General features: G+C 64.6%; 12 protein-coding genes. 6 read left to right on the top strand and 6 right to left on the bottom strand.

Annotated features, from left to right (window positions below; translation table 11 throughout):
- Nucleotides 1–2: 2 nt before the first annotated feature.
- The 3 genes from MTBLM5_RS17110 to MTBLM5_RS17100 form a co-directional block, all read right to left on the bottom strand.
- Entirely contained in the window at nucleotides 3–1,064 is a 1,062-nt protein-coding gene (locus tag MTBLM5_RS17110; RefSeq protein ID WP_217425052.1) for a GSU2403 family nucleotidyltransferase fold protein, read from the bottom strand.
- 117 nt (nucleotides 1,065–1,181) lie between these two features.
- A complete protein-coding gene (locus MTBLM5_RS17105; RefSeq protein ID WP_173977258.1) occupies nucleotides 1,182–1,823 on the bottom strand; it encodes a DUF47 domain-containing protein in 642 nt (213 codons plus the stop codon).
- A gap of 10 nt (nucleotides 1,824–1,833) precedes the next feature.
- Complete coding sequence (locus MTBLM5_RS17100) at nucleotides 1,834–2,877, bottom strand: inorganic phosphate transporter (protein WP_173977257.1); 1,044 nt, start codon at nucleotides 2,875–2,877, stop codon at nucleotides 1,834–1,836.
- Between the two features lie 116 nt (nucleotides 2,878–2,993).
- Here MTBLM5_RS17100 and MTBLM5_RS17095 point away from each other — a divergent pair, with 116 nt between their 5' ends.
- The gene (locus MTBLM5_RS17095; protein ID WP_173977256.1) at nucleotides 2,994–3,227 is read left to right on the top strand and encodes a hypothetical protein; all 234 of its coding nucleotides are present in this window, start codon (nucleotides 2,994–2,996) and stop codon (nucleotides 3,225–3,227) included.
- Here MTBLM5_RS17095 and MTBLM5_RS17090 read toward each other — a convergent pair.
- Nucleotides 3,212–3,802, bottom strand: coding sequence for an HD family hydrolase (locus MTBLM5_RS17090; protein ID WP_173977255.1), 591 nt, complete (start codon nucleotides 3,800–3,802; stop codon nucleotides 3,212–3,214). The two genes, MTBLM5_RS17095 and MTBLM5_RS17090, sit on opposite strands and share 16 nt — an antisense overlap.
- 92 nt (nucleotides 3,803–3,894) lie before the next feature.
- On the opposite strand from MTBLM5_RS17090, the gene MTBLM5_RS17085 reads away from it, so the two are divergent.
- The 4 genes from MTBLM5_RS17085 (at nucleotide 3,895) to MTBLM5_RS17070 (ending at nucleotide 6,817) form a co-directional block, all read left to right on the top strand.
- Nucleotides 3,895–4,503: a 50S ribosomal protein L25/general stress protein Ctc gene (locus tag MTBLM5_RS17085; RefSeq protein ID WP_173977254.1), complete on the top strand. Its 609-nt coding sequence runs from the start codon at nucleotides 3,895–3,897 to the stop codon at nucleotides 4,501–4,503.
- A 5-nt stretch (nucleotides 4,504–4,508) separates the two neighbouring features.
- Nucleotides 4,509–5,216, top strand: a complete 708-nt coding sequence (gene pth / locus MTBLM5_RS17080; RefSeq protein WP_173977253.1) for an aminoacyl-tRNA hydrolase — start codon at nucleotides 4,509–4,511, stop codon at nucleotides 5,214–5,216.
- A gap of 4 nt (nucleotides 5,217–5,220) precedes the next feature.
- Nucleotides 5,221–6,324: a redox-regulated ATPase YchF gene (ychF, locus tag MTBLM5_RS17075; protein ID WP_173977252.1), complete on the top strand. Its 1,104-nt coding sequence runs from the start codon at nucleotides 5,221–5,223 to the stop codon at nucleotides 6,322–6,324.
- 70 nt (nucleotides 6,325–6,394) lie between these two features.
- Nucleotides 6,395–6,817 (top strand): bacteriohemerythrin, encoded by a 423-nt coding sequence (locus tag MTBLM5_RS17070; RefSeq protein WP_173977251.1) that lies wholly within the window; start codon nucleotides 6,395–6,397, stop codon nucleotides 6,815–6,817.
- Between the two features lie 326 nt (nucleotides 6,818–7,143).
- Here MTBLM5_RS17070 and MTBLM5_RS17065 read toward each other — a convergent pair whose 3' ends face one another.
- Nucleotides 7,144–9,624, bottom strand: a complete 2,481-nt coding sequence (locus MTBLM5_RS17065) for an NACHT domain-containing NTPase (RefSeq protein ID WP_173977250.1) — start codon at nucleotides 9,622–9,624, stop codon at nucleotides 7,144–7,146.
- A gap of 268 nt (nucleotides 9,625–9,892) precedes the next feature.
- Nucleotides 9,893–11,926 carry an elongation factor G gene (locus MTBLM5_RS17060; protein ID WP_173977249.1) on the bottom strand — a complete coding sequence of 678 codons (2,034 nt, stop codon included), beginning with the start codon at nucleotides 11,924–11,926 and terminating at the stop codon, nucleotides 9,893–9,895.
- Between the two features lie 161 nt (nucleotides 11,927–12,087).
- On the opposite strand from MTBLM5_RS17060, the gene ettA reads away from it, so the two are divergent.
- Nucleotides 12,088–13,767 carry an energy-dependent translational throttle protein EttA gene (gene ettA, locus MTBLM5_RS17055; RefSeq protein WP_173977248.1) on the top strand — a complete coding sequence of 560 codons (1,680 nt, stop codon included), beginning with the start codon at nucleotides 12,088–12,090 and terminating at the stop codon, nucleotides 13,765–13,767.
- Nucleotides 13,768–13,772: the final 5 nt, after the last annotated feature.

Here is a 13,772-nt window from a genome sequence, read left to right as displayed (position 1 = left end):
AATCAGCCGCGATCACCACACCCGATGCCGGCCGGATCGTCGCCACTCTCCCCGCACGCCCGCCTGATGGCTTCGGTCAACAGCTCACCGATGGCGGGTGGCAGCATGCCACGGCCTTGTTTCAAAGCGGCTCGCCATGAATCGCCACGCTCCCACGCCTCGCTCCAGGCGTCGAACAATTGATGGTGCCGATGGGCCGCCATCGCCTCGACCAATGTCCCCGCCTGGGACAGATCCTTGTCGATTTTGATGATGTCCTCGGGGCGACGGCGGGTCGCGACGATCAGCTTATGAACCAAATATCGTTCCGGCGCTGGCACATTGACGGCGATGCCGGCATTGTGAAGCAGCACGGCGCGGACCGGCTGCCAAATCAGGAAATCAAGAAAGCGCAAGGGCTGTGCCGAAGCCCCCCCCAGCGCCGGCATCGGCGGTGGCCGGATGGCATAATCGTCGGAACCGCGATTGGGGACCAGAAGCTCCACCCGGTAATCGGCGGCGTTCTTGTAAGCGATCGCCGTGCCGTTATCTGACAAAGGGCCGATCTCGGTGAAGGTCGGATCGATCGATTGCAGCACGCCGATCATGGCCGGCATGCTGTCGGAAACCTCGGTCGAGATGGACAGGAACTGCGCGATGTCGGCATCGCTGGTCATCAATTGGGCTTGCGGCAACCGGACCCCCAGCAATCCGGAATAGGCCTGGAACGCCAATGATCCGACCAGGCAGGCGCGCAGGCGGAACAGGCCGGCCTTGGCCAAGGCATCGATAATGCTGCCGGTGAACGAATCCAGCGCCGGAAGCCCCCCGGCGACCAGCGCGCGGACAGCTCCCCTGCGCTCGCGGAAACTCGATTTCAGCAGGCCGAACTGGGCAACCCGGCCACTGATGTCAGGATCATCGACGGGGCCGACATATTTGGTGGATTTGTGGCCGCCGCGATCGTAGCCGGAATAGTACCAATAGCGACGGCCACGTCTTTCCTGCTGATAGAAGCTGCCATTCTCTGGAAAGTCGGCATCGAAGGCCGCATCAAGGCAACGCTGCAGAAGGTCCGCGTACATGGTTTGCAGAGCCAGACTGAGCCGATGCATGTGTCGCCCTCAGCGGTATTGGTAAAATACGATTTTTACCAATACCGCCCCCAGCCCCTTCCGGCAAGGCCGAATCGCAACGCCCCCTTACGCCATCTTGACGACGATGTCGTGCAAGGTGTTGGCGCAGTGCGCCATGCGGTCGGCGGCGTTGGCGACGTGGCGATAGATCTCGCGGCGCTTGAACATGCTGATGTAATCCTCGCCCTGGAACAGGTCGGCCAGCGCCTTGCGATAGATCTTTTCCACCTTGCGTTCCGACTTGCGGGCCAGGTCGGCATCGTGGGCGGCGGCGGCCGGGTTCGTCGCCAGCTTGGAATAGCCGTTGATCAAGGCCCCGACCCCCTCGCGCAATTGCACCGCCATCTCCAGAAGATGGGCGTCGGGCGTCACCCCCAGGGCGGCCATCTCGTTGACCGTGCTTTTGCAGTAATTGACGATCTCGTCGAGATCGGTGATCGAGCGGTAGATGTCCTCGCGGTCGATCGGCGTCGAGAACGCCTCGTTCAGAATGTGGATGTTCCTGACCTTGATGGTGTCGGCCTGATGCTCGTCGGCGCGGATCTGCTCGCCGACCCGGGGATCGTCGGTTTCCATGAACTCGACCAGCAGGTTGGAGGTGTGGCCGACCTGAACGCATTGTTCCGACAGCAGCGAAAAGAAGTCGGGCGCCTTGGGGAACACCCGGTCGAACAGGCGGCGAATCAGCGAATCAGGCTTGTCGGTCATGATGGCCCTTTCAGCCAAGGCCCAGGAACGCCCGCTGCAGGGCGAAGAAACTTGCCCCCATCAGCGCCGCGCTGGGAATGGTGATGATCCAGGTGGTGGCGATTTCCTTGGCCTTTTCCCACCGCACCGCCCGGGGATGTTCCGAGGCGCCGATGCCCATGATCGAGGTGGCGACCACATGGGTCGTCGAGACCGGGGCGCCGGCCATCGAGGCGGCGAAGATGACCGCCGCCGAGGTCAGCTGCGAATCCAGCGCATGGATCGGCCGCACCCGGTAGATGGCGAAACCCAGGGTCCGGACGATGCGCCAGCCGCCCGACAAGATGCCGGCGGTCAGCGCCGTCGAACAGGCCAGCATCACCCAGAACGGCACCTCGAACGAATGGATGAAGCCCCCCAGCATCAAGGCCAGCGTCAGGATACCCATGCTTTTCTGGGCGTCGTTGGCCCCGTGCGAGAAGGCCAGCCCGGCCGAGGTGATGAATTGCGAGCGGCGCAGGCGGGCGTTGGCCGACGGCTTGGCGGCGCGCAGGCAGCCCAGCACGATCCGATGCATGATGAAGCCGACCCCGAAGCCGGCCACCGGCGACAGCACCAGGGCCAGCAGCACCTTGGTCACCCCGGTAAAATGGCCGTGCCGGAACAGTTCCGACAGCCCCCACACCACATGGTCACTGCCGGCCGACACCCAGACAGCGCCGACCAGGCCGCCGACCAGGGCGTGGGACGAACTGGACGGAATCCCCTTCCACCAGGTCACGAAATTCCACACGATGGCCCCCAACAGGCCGGCCAGCAGCGTGGTCAGCGCCACTTGGCCCGTCAGGTCGCCAAGGCTGACGAACTTGCCGATGGTGTTGGCGACCGCCGTGCCGCCCAACAGCGGCCCCAGGAACTCGAAGATGCCGACCACCGCCACCGCCTGGGCTGGACTCATGGCGCGGGACGCGATGACGGTGGCGACGATGTTGGCGGCGTCGTGGAAACCGTTGGTGTAGTCGAACAGCAAGACGATGATGACGGTCAGCACCGTCAGGACAAGCAGCAGGTCCATCCCATCCCTCGCGACCTTGTCACCGAATCATAACAAAGGTTTGGGGTCTTGGATATAAGCCGACCACTTGACCGAAGCCAAGGAGCGCCGCGCCTGCCGCTTCTAGGGTGCGACGAATGAGCAAGATCATGATCTTTGCCGGCATCGCTGTGATGGCCCTGACCGGATTGGCCACCCTGGGCGCCGTCGCCACCGGCGCCGTCCAATGGGTCGGCTTGGCCGCACCCCACCCCATGGTTCCGCCGCAAAGCCTGGTGGTCGGCGGATTGTTCCTAGGAATTCCGCTGGTCGCGGTCGGCTGGGGTCTGATCTGGCTGGGCGGCTGGATGAAGACTCACGGCGCCAGATAGCCGCGCCGGACCGCCTCTTCCACCAACTTGGCCGCATATTCGCCCAGGGCCGGGGCGCCCGCGGCAATGCGCTTGACCAGCCCGCGCACCTTGTCGGCGGTGACGTGGTTCGAATGCCAGGTCGCCCCCTGGGTGGCGAAATTGTTGATGATCGGCTGCAGCCGGTCCAGCGCGTCGGCATAAAGGGCAGTCGGCGTGGTGCGATCCTCGTATTCTTGCCACAGCGCCGCCAGCGCCTCGCCCTGGTCGGGCGGCAAAATCCCGTAAAGGCGTCGGGCCGCTTCCTCCTCACGCGCCGCCTTGCTGGCATTGCCCTTCTCGTCATGAATGAAGGTGTCGCCGGCATCGATCTCGACCACGTCGTGGATCAGCAGCATGTGGCAGGCCTTGGTGGGCTCGGCCCCGGCCGGCGCGTATTCGGCCAGCAGCAGCGCCATCAAGGCGACCTGCCAGGAATGCTCGGCGTCGGTCTCGGGCCGCGAGGAATCGGCCAGCAGGGTCTGGCGGGTGATGGTCTTCAGCTTGTCGAGTTCAAGCACGAAGTCCAGTTGGCGGGTCAGGCGTTCGGCGTTCATCGCCCTTGCAAATCATGCTTGGGCAGTGTAGATCAAGCCCCTTCATCGCGGCACCCCTGGAGGCCGCGTTTTTCGCATGATTGGAGATGACCATGACCGAGATTAGCGCCATCGCCGCCGAGCTGCGCGACCGGGCCGGAAAGGGGGCCGCCCGAGCCACTCGCCGCGAAGGGAAAGTGCCCGGAGTGATTTACGGGGCCAAGCAGACCCCCATCTGCATCGCCATCGACCCCCGCGTCATTTGGGCCGAACTGCACAAGCCCGGCTTCAAGACCCGCCTGTTCGACGTCGATCTGGGCGCCGGCGGCAAGCATCGCTGCCTGGCCCGCGACGTGCAGTTCCACCCCGTCAACGACCAGCCGATCCACATCGACCTGATGCGCGTTTCGGCCGACGCCGTCGTGCACGTCAAGGTGCCGGTGCACGTCGCCAACGCCGACAAGTCGCCGGGCGTCAAGCGCGGTGGCGTCGTCACCATCGAGCTGCATGAGGTCGAGGTCACCTGCGCCCCCGACGCCATCCCCGCCGAGATCGTCATCGATCTGGCCGGCCTGGATATCGGCGCCTCGGTCCACGTCAACCAGCTGAGCCTGCCGGCCGGCGTCACCCCCTATCATGTGGGTGCGGCCGCGACCGTGGTTACCATCGCGCCGCCGACCGTGCAGCGCGCTGACGCTGGCGAAGCCCCGGCTGCCGGCTGACGATCGTGTCGGCGGTTCTGGTGGTCGGCCTGGGTAACCCCGGGCGCGAATATGCCGGCAACCGCCACAATATCGGGTTCATGGCGGCGGACAGCCTTGTCCGCCGCCATAACTTTTCCCCCTGGCGCGCCAAGTTCCAGGGCGAGCTGGCCGAAGGCAGCATCGACGGCATCAAGGTGCTGGCGCTGAAGCCCCTGACCTATATGAACCTGTCGGGCCAGTCGGTGGCCAATGCCGCCCGCTTCCTGAAGATTCCGGTCGAGCAGGTCTTGGTGATCCATGACGAGCTGGACCTGTTGCCCGGCCGCATCCGCGTCAAACGGGGCGGCGGCGCCGGCGGCCATAACGGGCTGAAATCGATCGACGCCCATCTGGGCCAGAACTACCGCCGGGTCCGTCTGGGCATCGGCCATCCCGGCGACAAGGACCGCGTCGCCGATTACGTGCTGCACGATTTCGCCAAGGCCGACCAGGCCTGGCTGGACCCGCTGATCGACGCCGTCGCCGCCCATCTGGGGCTGCTGCTGGCCGGCGACGAGGCGGGCTTCATGAACAAGGTGACGACGGCGGTGACGCCGCCCAAACCGAAGAAGGACAAGCCGGACACAGCGGCCAAGCCCGCCGGTCCAGCCGTGACAACCACCACCGCCCCCCCGGTCGCCGGCTCGTTGGCCGAGGCTTTGAAGGCGGCGATCGACGCGAAGAAGGGATGATCCGATGGGTTTCAATTGCGGCATCGTTGGCCTGCCCAACGTGGGCAAGAGCACGCTGTTCAACGCGCTGACCCAGACGGCGGCGGCTCAGGCGGCCAATTATCCGTTCTGCACCATCGAGCCCAATGTCGGCCGCGTCGCCGTGCCCGACCCGCGCCTGGACAAGCTGTGCGCCATCGCCAAAAGCCAGAAAGAAATTCCGACCCAGCTGGAATTCGTCGATATCGCTGGATTGGTGCGCGGTGCGTCCAAGGGAGAAGGCCTGGGCAACCAGTTCCTGGCCAACATCCGCGAGGTCGATGCCATCGTCCATGTGCTGCGCTGCTTTGTCGATGACGACATCAAGCATGTCGAAGACAGCGTCGATCCCGTCCGCGACGCCGAGATCATCGAGACCGAACTGATGCTGGCCGACCTGGACAGCCTGGAACGCCGGGTGGTGGCGCTGGAGAAGAAGGCCAAGGGCGGCGACAAGGATGCCAAGGCCCAGGTCGAGGTGATGATGCCGCTGCTGGCGGCTCTGCGCGACGGCAAGCCGGCCCGCACGGTCAAGTTCGATTCCGAGGACGAGCGCCGCATCGCCAAGCAGCTGGGCCTGCTGACCATCAAGCCGGTGGTCTATGCCTGCAATGTCGAGGAGGCCTCGGCCGCCGACGGCAACGCGCTGTCGGCCCGGGTCGCCGAAATGGCCGCGCGCGAGGGCAATTCGTCGGTGGTCATCTCGGCCGCCATCGAGGCCGAGGTCGCACAATTGTCGTCGGACGAGGAACGGGCCGAGTTCCTGGAAACCCTGGGCCTGTCGGAAACCGGCCTGACCCGGGTGATCCGCGCCGGCTATGACCTCTTGCACCTGATCACCTTCTTCACCGTCGGGCCGAAGGAAGCGCGCGCCTGGACCGTGCCGGTGGGATCGAAGGCCCCCCAGGCGGCCGGCGTCATCCATACCGATTTCGAGAAGGGCTTCATCCGCGCCGAGACCATTTCCTATGACGATTTCATCGCCTGCAACGGCGAAGCGGGCGCCAAGGAAGCCGGCAAGATGCGCCTGGAGGGCAAGGAATATGTCGTCCAGGACGGCGACATCTTCCATTTCCGCTTCAATGTTTGATCGCGGTTAAGGTCCTCCCCCCGGCTTCGCCTATCATCTCGTTCCCAGCCCCGGGAACGAGAGAGATAGCGTGAGCAAAACGGGCGACATCAGGATCAATTGGAAGGACGAGTTGGCGGTCGGCGACGCGCTGATCGACGCCCAGCATCGCGCCTTCCTGGTCGATCTGGACGAAGTGATGGACGCCATCGAGAGCGGCGCCTCCCGCGATGAGGTGATGCGCTTCTACACCCACTTCCTGGCCGACCTGACCCGGCACTTCCAGGACGAGGAAGCGATGCTGGCCCGCGCTGACTTCCCCGACCAGGAAGCCCACGCCGACGAACACCGTCAATTACTGTCCAGCGTCACCGCCGTCGAAAGCCTGTTGGCCAACAGTGCCGGCCCGGACGACATGCGCCAGGTGGTCCGTTTGCTGCTCGCCGGCCTGCTCGACCACCTGGTCGCCGAGGACACCCGCTACAAGGCGTGGCTGAAGCGGCAGGATTCCTGACGTTTTGAACGGCGGGAAGGAAAGACACCGATGACACGGATTTCAGGGCCTCGAGCCCGGAAGGGACGCGGGTCGCCGCCCCCCTTCGTCATGCCCGTGCTTGACACGGGCATCCCCGTAGCGCCGAACAAAATCGAATAGAAACAGCGCGTTATGCGGATGCGCGTGAATGGCCGGGCCAAGCCCGGCCATGACGTGAAGGGTGGTGGGGAGACGCCGTAAATCCCCAAAATCCGTGTTATCCGTGGCCGCGCAGCGGCATCCGTGCCATCCGTGTTCCTGCATCGCTTAATGCCGCCCGGCTGAAACCGCAGGGGTGATTGCGTTCAGCCCTCGTCCTCGGGGGTGAAGATGAATTTGCCGTCACTATTGTCATTGGACACCCGACCAGGAAGAAACCGCAAGGTCCCGGGCTCGAAGACATCGTCCGGAAGCGCCATGGCCGCCGCGGTTCGTTCTGACAGGGTCAGGCCGGAGACGGCAACGTCTATCCAAACGCTATGACCTAAATCGCTGGCATCCAGATACGCCCCGCGGAGGTCAGTCTGCCGCAACGTCACAGCATAAAAGTCAACGTTCACGAATGAGGCGGAGGTCAGAATCGCGCCCGTCATATCTGCAAACGCGAATGATGAACCACTCAGGCCAACCCCGGTCATAACTGCGAAAGACAGATCGGCGAAACCCAAATTCAGCATTTGAAACTTAAGGCCTTCCAAACTCAGGAAAGCGAAACGTCGCTGGCCGAAAGGACCTCCTCCTGAAACGCGCGCCGTCATTGCGGCGAATGTATCACCCTCAAGACCGCTGACTTGCAAGGTGACAGGGGCCCCGCCCCCATGAAGCGCCCAGGCACTGGCATTCATCACCGCCCAGCACAGGGCTTCGGCGCGGTTCTGCCGCTGTTCGGCCCCCCGCCAGGTGGTGGCAGCCTGATGGGCGGGAAAGCCGTCGGCCAGGGCATGGGACGCTAGCCGGACGAAAGCGTCCTTGATCGCGACGCAGTTCCCGATCGCAGCCAGACGCGCCTCGCCCCTTAAGAATTTGAGAATCTCGAAGGTTAGCACACCGTCGCCGCAGGCGGTCAGCCATTCGGCGGCAGCAGTTTCGATCCGCCAATCGATTTGCCGGACCAATTCGCCGGCGATCCGGCTTATGGCCCGGGCGGTCAGATAGTCGCCGAAACTTTTGTGGGTGAATTCATAGCCGCGACGATCGGCCTCGTGCGATTTCAAATAGAAATTCAGGGCCAGATTGCCGACATCGGGGCCATTGATTTTCTTGAACGCCTGCCAGATGGCGGTGGTCCGCAAGATTTTCATCGCAGCGTCAAAGCGCTCTTCGGTGGCGACGCGGGTATCGCCACCGTGCCAGGCGGCCAGGGCGATGGTTTCCATCAGTCGGACGAAATCGTCATGGGTCAATTCGCGCCCCGGCCCCTGCCGCCGCACCCGGCCACTGCCGTCGCCCCAACCTCGGCGCCATACCTCTTCGATCAGTTTTTCGTAGATTCGATTGTGGTTGTCCGCAGCTTCCTGCCAATTGCCGGTGACATAGCCCGACAGGGCCAGCAGGTAACACAGCAACGGCTCGGCGGTCAGTTCCATCAGCCCTTGCTCGGTCATTGCCGGGGGCGGCTGGCGGTCCAGCCCATTGACGACGGCATATTGTTCCCACCAAACCGGCCGCAGGTCGGTTGCGATCAACGCCGTGTCGCCCTGCCAATCGTCCGGCAGCGGCAGCAACCCCGCCACTTCATAGCTTTTATTGGCCCCGGCCGGCAGATGGCGGCGCGCCGTCTGGAAGGCGACGGGGCGGCCGCTGACCACCACCCGCAGGATACGCCCCTGGTCGCCGCGCAGTGCCGTCGCCAAGGCTTGAAGCTTGGTGCTGAATTGCACGGTGACGTCGGTCTCGCCACCGCCATGGGGCCGCGCCAATTCATCCAGCCCGTCGAACAGCAGCACCAGGGGCGGCCCGGTCTCGATCGCCTCACGCCCCAGGGGTGGGTGACGAAACGGGCAGTCGGTGGTGTCGGTGAAATGATGGTTGATGGCCTCGCGCAGGTCGCCGCCAAGGTCGATATGCTGCAGCGGGATATAGAGCGGCCGGAAGTTCGGCCGGTTGGCCAGTCGCCGGGCCAGCGCCTTCAAGGTGGTGGATTTGCCGCTGCCCGGCCCGCCACCGATCAAGCGCAGCCAGTCATCGGCATCGCCCGACGCGATCCACTGGTCCAGCATCTCATCCAGACGGACGACATGGGGGGGCTTGTCTGGGTCCATTCCCTGCCCGCGCGGGCCATGCCCCTTATCCCACCACAACCCGCGCAGCGGCACGTAAAGCTGCGAAAGCGAGACCTTGGTTTCCTCTTGCCCGAACACCGGCTTGATGGTGAATTCCCAGATCAGGCGCTGGCGATAGGCATCCCATTCCCGTTCGAAGGCATTGGCCGAAGCCCCGGGCGCTTTCAAGGCTGTTTCCAAGGGGGCGAACCGGCCGGTATCCTTGGACCACACCTCGAACACCGCACGGGTGAAGGCGGAATCCAGACGGGCCTTCAACACCGCGGCCTCTTCGCCTCCATGGGGCCGAAACGACGCGCGCTGGCTCACGAAGGCATCGCGCACCACCGCATAGATCGGCAGGGTGGTGGGCTGGCGCAGAAAGCCAGTGGGAATGAAGGCGTTCTTTTCGACGGCCTGCCGAGCGACAGCCAAAGCCTTCTTGGCGGCATCTTTGGCAACCTGGGGATCGCCAAGATCGGCCCTGAGCGAATCGAAGGCCCAGGCGAAGGACAGGCAGAACAATTCCCAGCCGCGCCGGCCCGGCGACAGGTCGGTCTTGATGGCGCCGGCCGCCCCCAGCAGGGCCGAAACCCCGCTGCTGACGCCGTCGCCACCCAAGGCGGTGACGAAGCCTTGCGCCGCGACCTCGGCCAGTTTGTTGACGAAGGTCGGCCAGTCAACCTTCAGGTCGATATCAAGCTGGAGAACGATTCCCGGCTGCGTCGTCATGCTGCCCCCTGAAATTGGGAGCAAGCATAAAGACATATCCTAAAAGCTGCAAGTCGCCCCCCTACCCCTTCTTGGCCAGGCTGGCTTTCCTGTCTTCCACCACCTTGTCGGCGGCGCGGCCGGTCAGTTCCTGCAGATGGTCGAACCGCCACGAGAAGGTGCCGACGCCCATGGTCAGCGAGCGCAGCTCGACGATCAGGTCGCCCATTTCCGCCTGGGGCAGATAGGCCGACACCTGATCCCAGCCGGCCCAGCCTTCCTTGCCGTCATAGCCCAATATCTGGCCGCGCCGGCCGGAAATGATGCGCTGCGCCTTCGAGGTGCAGTCCGACGGCACCGAAATCTCGACCTGCAGGATCGGTTCCAGCAGCACCGGCTCGCATTGGGGCATGCCCTCGACCATGGCGATGCGGGCCGCCGTCTTGAAGGCCATGTCGGAACTGTCGACGGCGTGGAAGCTGCCATCCTTCAAGGTCACCGCGATGTCGACCACCGGGAAGCCCAGCGCGCCCTGCTTCAGGAACTCGACCACGCCGTCTTCCACCGCCGGGATATAATTGCGCGGGATGGCGCCGCCGACGATCTTGTCCTCGAAGGCGAAGCCGGCCCCGCGCGGCTGCGGCCGGATGTCGATATGGACGTCGCCGAACTGGCCGTGGCCGCCCGATTGCTTCTTGTGGCGGCCATGCACGCTGGTCGCCTTCTTGATGGTCTCCTTATAGGGAACCGTCGGCTTGTGGGTCACCACCGCCATGCCGAACCGGCTTTTCAGCCGCTCGAAGGCCACCAGCAGGTGAATCTCGCCCTGGCCCCACAGCACCAGCTCGCTGAACTCGGCGTTGTTTTCCAGGCGATAGGACGGGTCTTCCTCGCACAATTTCACCAAGGCGCCCGACAGCTTGACGTCGTCGCCCTTCTTCTCGGCCTCGACCGCCAGCCCGGCCAGCGGCTCCAGCGGGGCCGGCCAGGCGGCACCGCCATTGGCCTCGCCGCCCAGCACGTCGCCGGTATTGACGCTGTCCAGGCGCCCGAATGCTGCCACCTCGCCCAAGCCCGCCTTGGCCGCCTTGGCCGGGCCGCCGACGGCGGGCAGGTACAGGCCCGAGACGCGGGAACCATCGACCGGTTGGCCGTCGGCGAACTCGCCCCGCAGGATGCGGGCATAGGACAGCTTGCCGGTATGGGCGGCATGGACGGTCTTGAACACCCGGGCGATGGCAGGGCCGCCATTGGCGAAGCCGACCCGGGCGGCGGTGGCGGTGGGGGCCGGCACCTCGTGGCGCAACGCCTTCCACAACCGGGTGATGCCGCCGTCGGTCTCGGCCGAGCCGAAGAAGACCGGCACGATCAGATCGTCGGCCAGGTCCTTGGCCAGGTCGTCATAGACCTCGTCCTTGGGCGGCTGGACGTCTTCCAGCAATTCTTCCATCAGGTGGTCGTCGAAATCGGCCAGATGTTCCAGCATTTCCTGGCGGGCCAATTGTTCCTCGTCCTTGATGGCATCGGGGATCTTGATCAGGTCCGAGGCCTGGCCGGGCTGGTACTTATAGGCCCGCTCGCTGACCAGATCGATGAAGCCGGTGACCTTGTCGCCCTCGCGGATCGGCACCTCGCGCAGAACCAGCGGGCGCTCCGACACGCCCTGCAGCGCTTCCAGCGTTTCCTTCAGGCGGGTGCCGGCGCTGTCGACCTTGTTGATGAACAGCATGTGCGGGATGCGCCGCTCGTCCAGGAACTTCAACAAGGGCGCCACCATCACCGCGCGGGCGGGATCGGGCTCGCACACCACGACGGCGGCATCGACGACGGCCAGGACGTTGAAGGTGTCTTGCTGGAACTCGACCGAGCCAGGGCAGTCGATCAGGGTCCATTTCTCGCCCAGATAGTCGGTGGCGACGATGGTGGGGTCCACGCTCATCAGGCGGGCGCGGGCTTCGGCGCTGGCATCGCCGACGGTGTTGCCGTCCTTGATGCGGCCCTGGCGGGCGATGGCGCCGGCGCGCAGCAGCAGGGCCTCGAGCAGGCTGGTCTTGCCGGCGGCGAACGGGCCGACCAGGGCGGCACAACGGGGAAGCGAAGGTGTCTTGCCGGTCATCGAGGCCCTCCCAAGCATCTTTACCGAATAGGGCACCATGCTTTCAGGTGTCGGCGCGGCTGGCAAGGGGGGAAACGGGCAAGGCAGGGGTGCAATCTCTTGACGATTGACGCCTTGCTGTCTAAACCCGCCCCAAAGCTTTTTCTCGCCCGGAGGATCCCATGGCCAGCTATCAATACATCTATGTGATGAAGAACCTGACCAAGGCCTATCCCGGCGGCAAGGAGATCATGAAGGGCCTGACCCTGTCGTTCCTGCCCGGCGCCAAGATCGGCGTCTTGGGCGCCAACGGCGCCGGTAAGTCGACCCTGCTGAAGATCATGGCCGGCATCGACAAGGAATTCGGCGGCGAGGCCTGGGCCGCCGAAGGGGTCAAGATCGGCTATCTGGCCCAGGAACCGCAATTGGACCCGGCCAAGGACGTGCTGGGCAACGTCATGGAAGCGGTGGCCGAGACCAAGGCCCTGCTGGATCGCTTCGACGAGGTCTCGGCCAAGTTCGCCGAGGAATTGTCCGACGACGAAATGAACGACCTGATCGCCGAACAAGGCGAGTTGCAGGAAAAGATCGACCATCTCGACGCCTGGGACCTGACCCGCAAGATCGAGATCGCCATGGACGCCCTGCGCTGCCCGCCGGGCGATTCGCCGGTGACCACCTTGTCGGGCGGCGAGCGCCGCCGCGTCGCCCTGTGCCGCCTGCTGCTGTCCCACCCCGACATGCTGCTGCTGGACGAGCCCACCAACCATCTGGACGCCGAATCGGTGGCCTGGCTGGAACGCTTCCTGGAAACCTATAGCGGGACCGTGGTCATGATCACCCACGACCGTTACTTCCTGGACAACGTCACCGGCTGGATCCTGGAACTGGAACGCGGCCACGGCATCCCCTACGAGGGCAATTACACCAGCTGGCTGGAGCAGAAGGAAAAGCGCCTGGCCCAGGAAGAGCGCGAGGAAACCGCGCGCCAGCGCGCCATCCGGGACGAGCTGGAATGGGTGCGCGCCAGCCCCAAGGCGCGGCAGACCAAAAGCAAGGCCCGTATCAACGCCTTCGAGGATCTGGTCGCCAAGAGCCAGGAAAAGGCCACCGGCCCGGCCGTCATCACCGTGCCGCCGGGGCCGCGCCTGGGCGGCAAGGTCATCGAGGCCGACAAGGTCTCGAAGGCCTTCGGCGACAATCTGTTGTACGAGAACCTGTCGTTCAAGCTGCCGCCGGGCGGCATCGTCGGCATCATCGGCCCCAACGGCGCCGGCAAGACCACCTTGTTCCGCATGATCACCGGCGCCGAGCAGCCGACCAGCGGCACCTTCACCGTCGGCGAGACGGTGGTGCTGGGCTATGTCGACCAAAGCCGCGACAGCCTGGACCCCGAAAAGACCGTGTTCCAGGAAATCTCGGACGGCCAGGAAGAGATCGACCTGGGCAAGCGCAAGATCAATTCCCGCGCCTATGCCGGCCTGTTCAACTTCAAGGGCGCCGACCAGCAAAAGAAGGTCGGCGTGCTGTCGGGCGGTGAACGCAACCGCGTCCACCTGGCCAAGATGCTGAGCCGTCCGGCCAACGTCATCTTGCTGGACGAACCGACCAACGACCTGGACGTCGAGACCTTGTCGGCCCTGGAAGACGCCCTGGCCGAGTTCCCCGGCTGCGCCGTGGTGATCAGCCACGATCGCTACTTCCTGGACCGTATCGCCACCCACATCCTGGCCTTCGAGGGCGATTCCCAGGTGGTGTGGTTCGAGGGCAATTACCAGGATTACGAGGCCGACCGCAAGCGCCGCCTGGGCGCCGACGCCGATCAGCCGCACCGCATCAAGTACAAGCCGCTGGTCCGGTAGAATCC

It is taken from the genome of Magnetospirillum sp. LM-5 (assembly GCF_902729445.1).
In the GTDB taxonomy this organism is placed as follows: Bacteria; Pseudomonadota; Alphaproteobacteria; order Rhodospirillales; family Magnetospirillaceae; genus Magnetospirillum.
The sequence above is the reverse complement of the archived record's forward strand: the minus strand, read 5'-3'. Positions and strand labels throughout refer to the sequence as shown.

Bases quoted from the DNA above. Each gene is read 5' to 3' on its own strand.
- MTBLM5_RS17090 (WP_173977255.1), bottom strand. From the start codon at position 3,802: ATGAACGCCGAACGCCTGACCCGCCAACTGGACTTCGTGCTTGAACTC.
- MTBLM5_RS17105 (WP_173977258.1), bottom strand. From the start codon at position 1,823: ATGACCGACAAGCCTGATTCGCTGATTCGCCGCCTGTTCGACCGGGTG.
- MTBLM5_RS17110 (WP_217425052.1), bottom strand. From the start codon at position 1,064: ATGTACGCGGACCTTCTGCAGCGTTGCCTTGATGCGGCCTTCGATGCC.
- MTBLM5_RS17060 (WP_173977249.1), bottom strand. From the start codon at position 11,926: ATGACCGGCAAGACACCTTCGCTTCCCCGTTGTGCCGCCCTGGTCGGC.
- ychF (WP_173977252.1), top strand. From the start codon at position 5,221: ATGGGTTTCAATTGCGGCATCGTTGGCCTGCCCAACGTGGGCAAGAGC.
- MTBLM5_RS17085 (WP_173977254.1), top strand. From the start codon at position 3,895: ATGACCGAGATTAGCGCCATCGCCGCCGAGCTGCGCGACCGGGCCGGA.
- MTBLM5_RS17100 (WP_173977257.1), bottom strand. From the start codon at position 2,877: ATGGACCTGCTGCTTGTCCTGACGGTGCTGACCGTCATCATCGTCTTG.
- ettA (WP_173977248.1), top strand. From the start codon at position 12,088: ATGGCCAGCTATCAATACATCTATGTGATGAAGAACCTGACCAAGGCC.
- MTBLM5_RS17095 (WP_173977256.1), top strand. From the start codon at position 2,994: ATGAGCAAGATCATGATCTTTGCCGGCATCGCTGTGATGGCCCTGACC.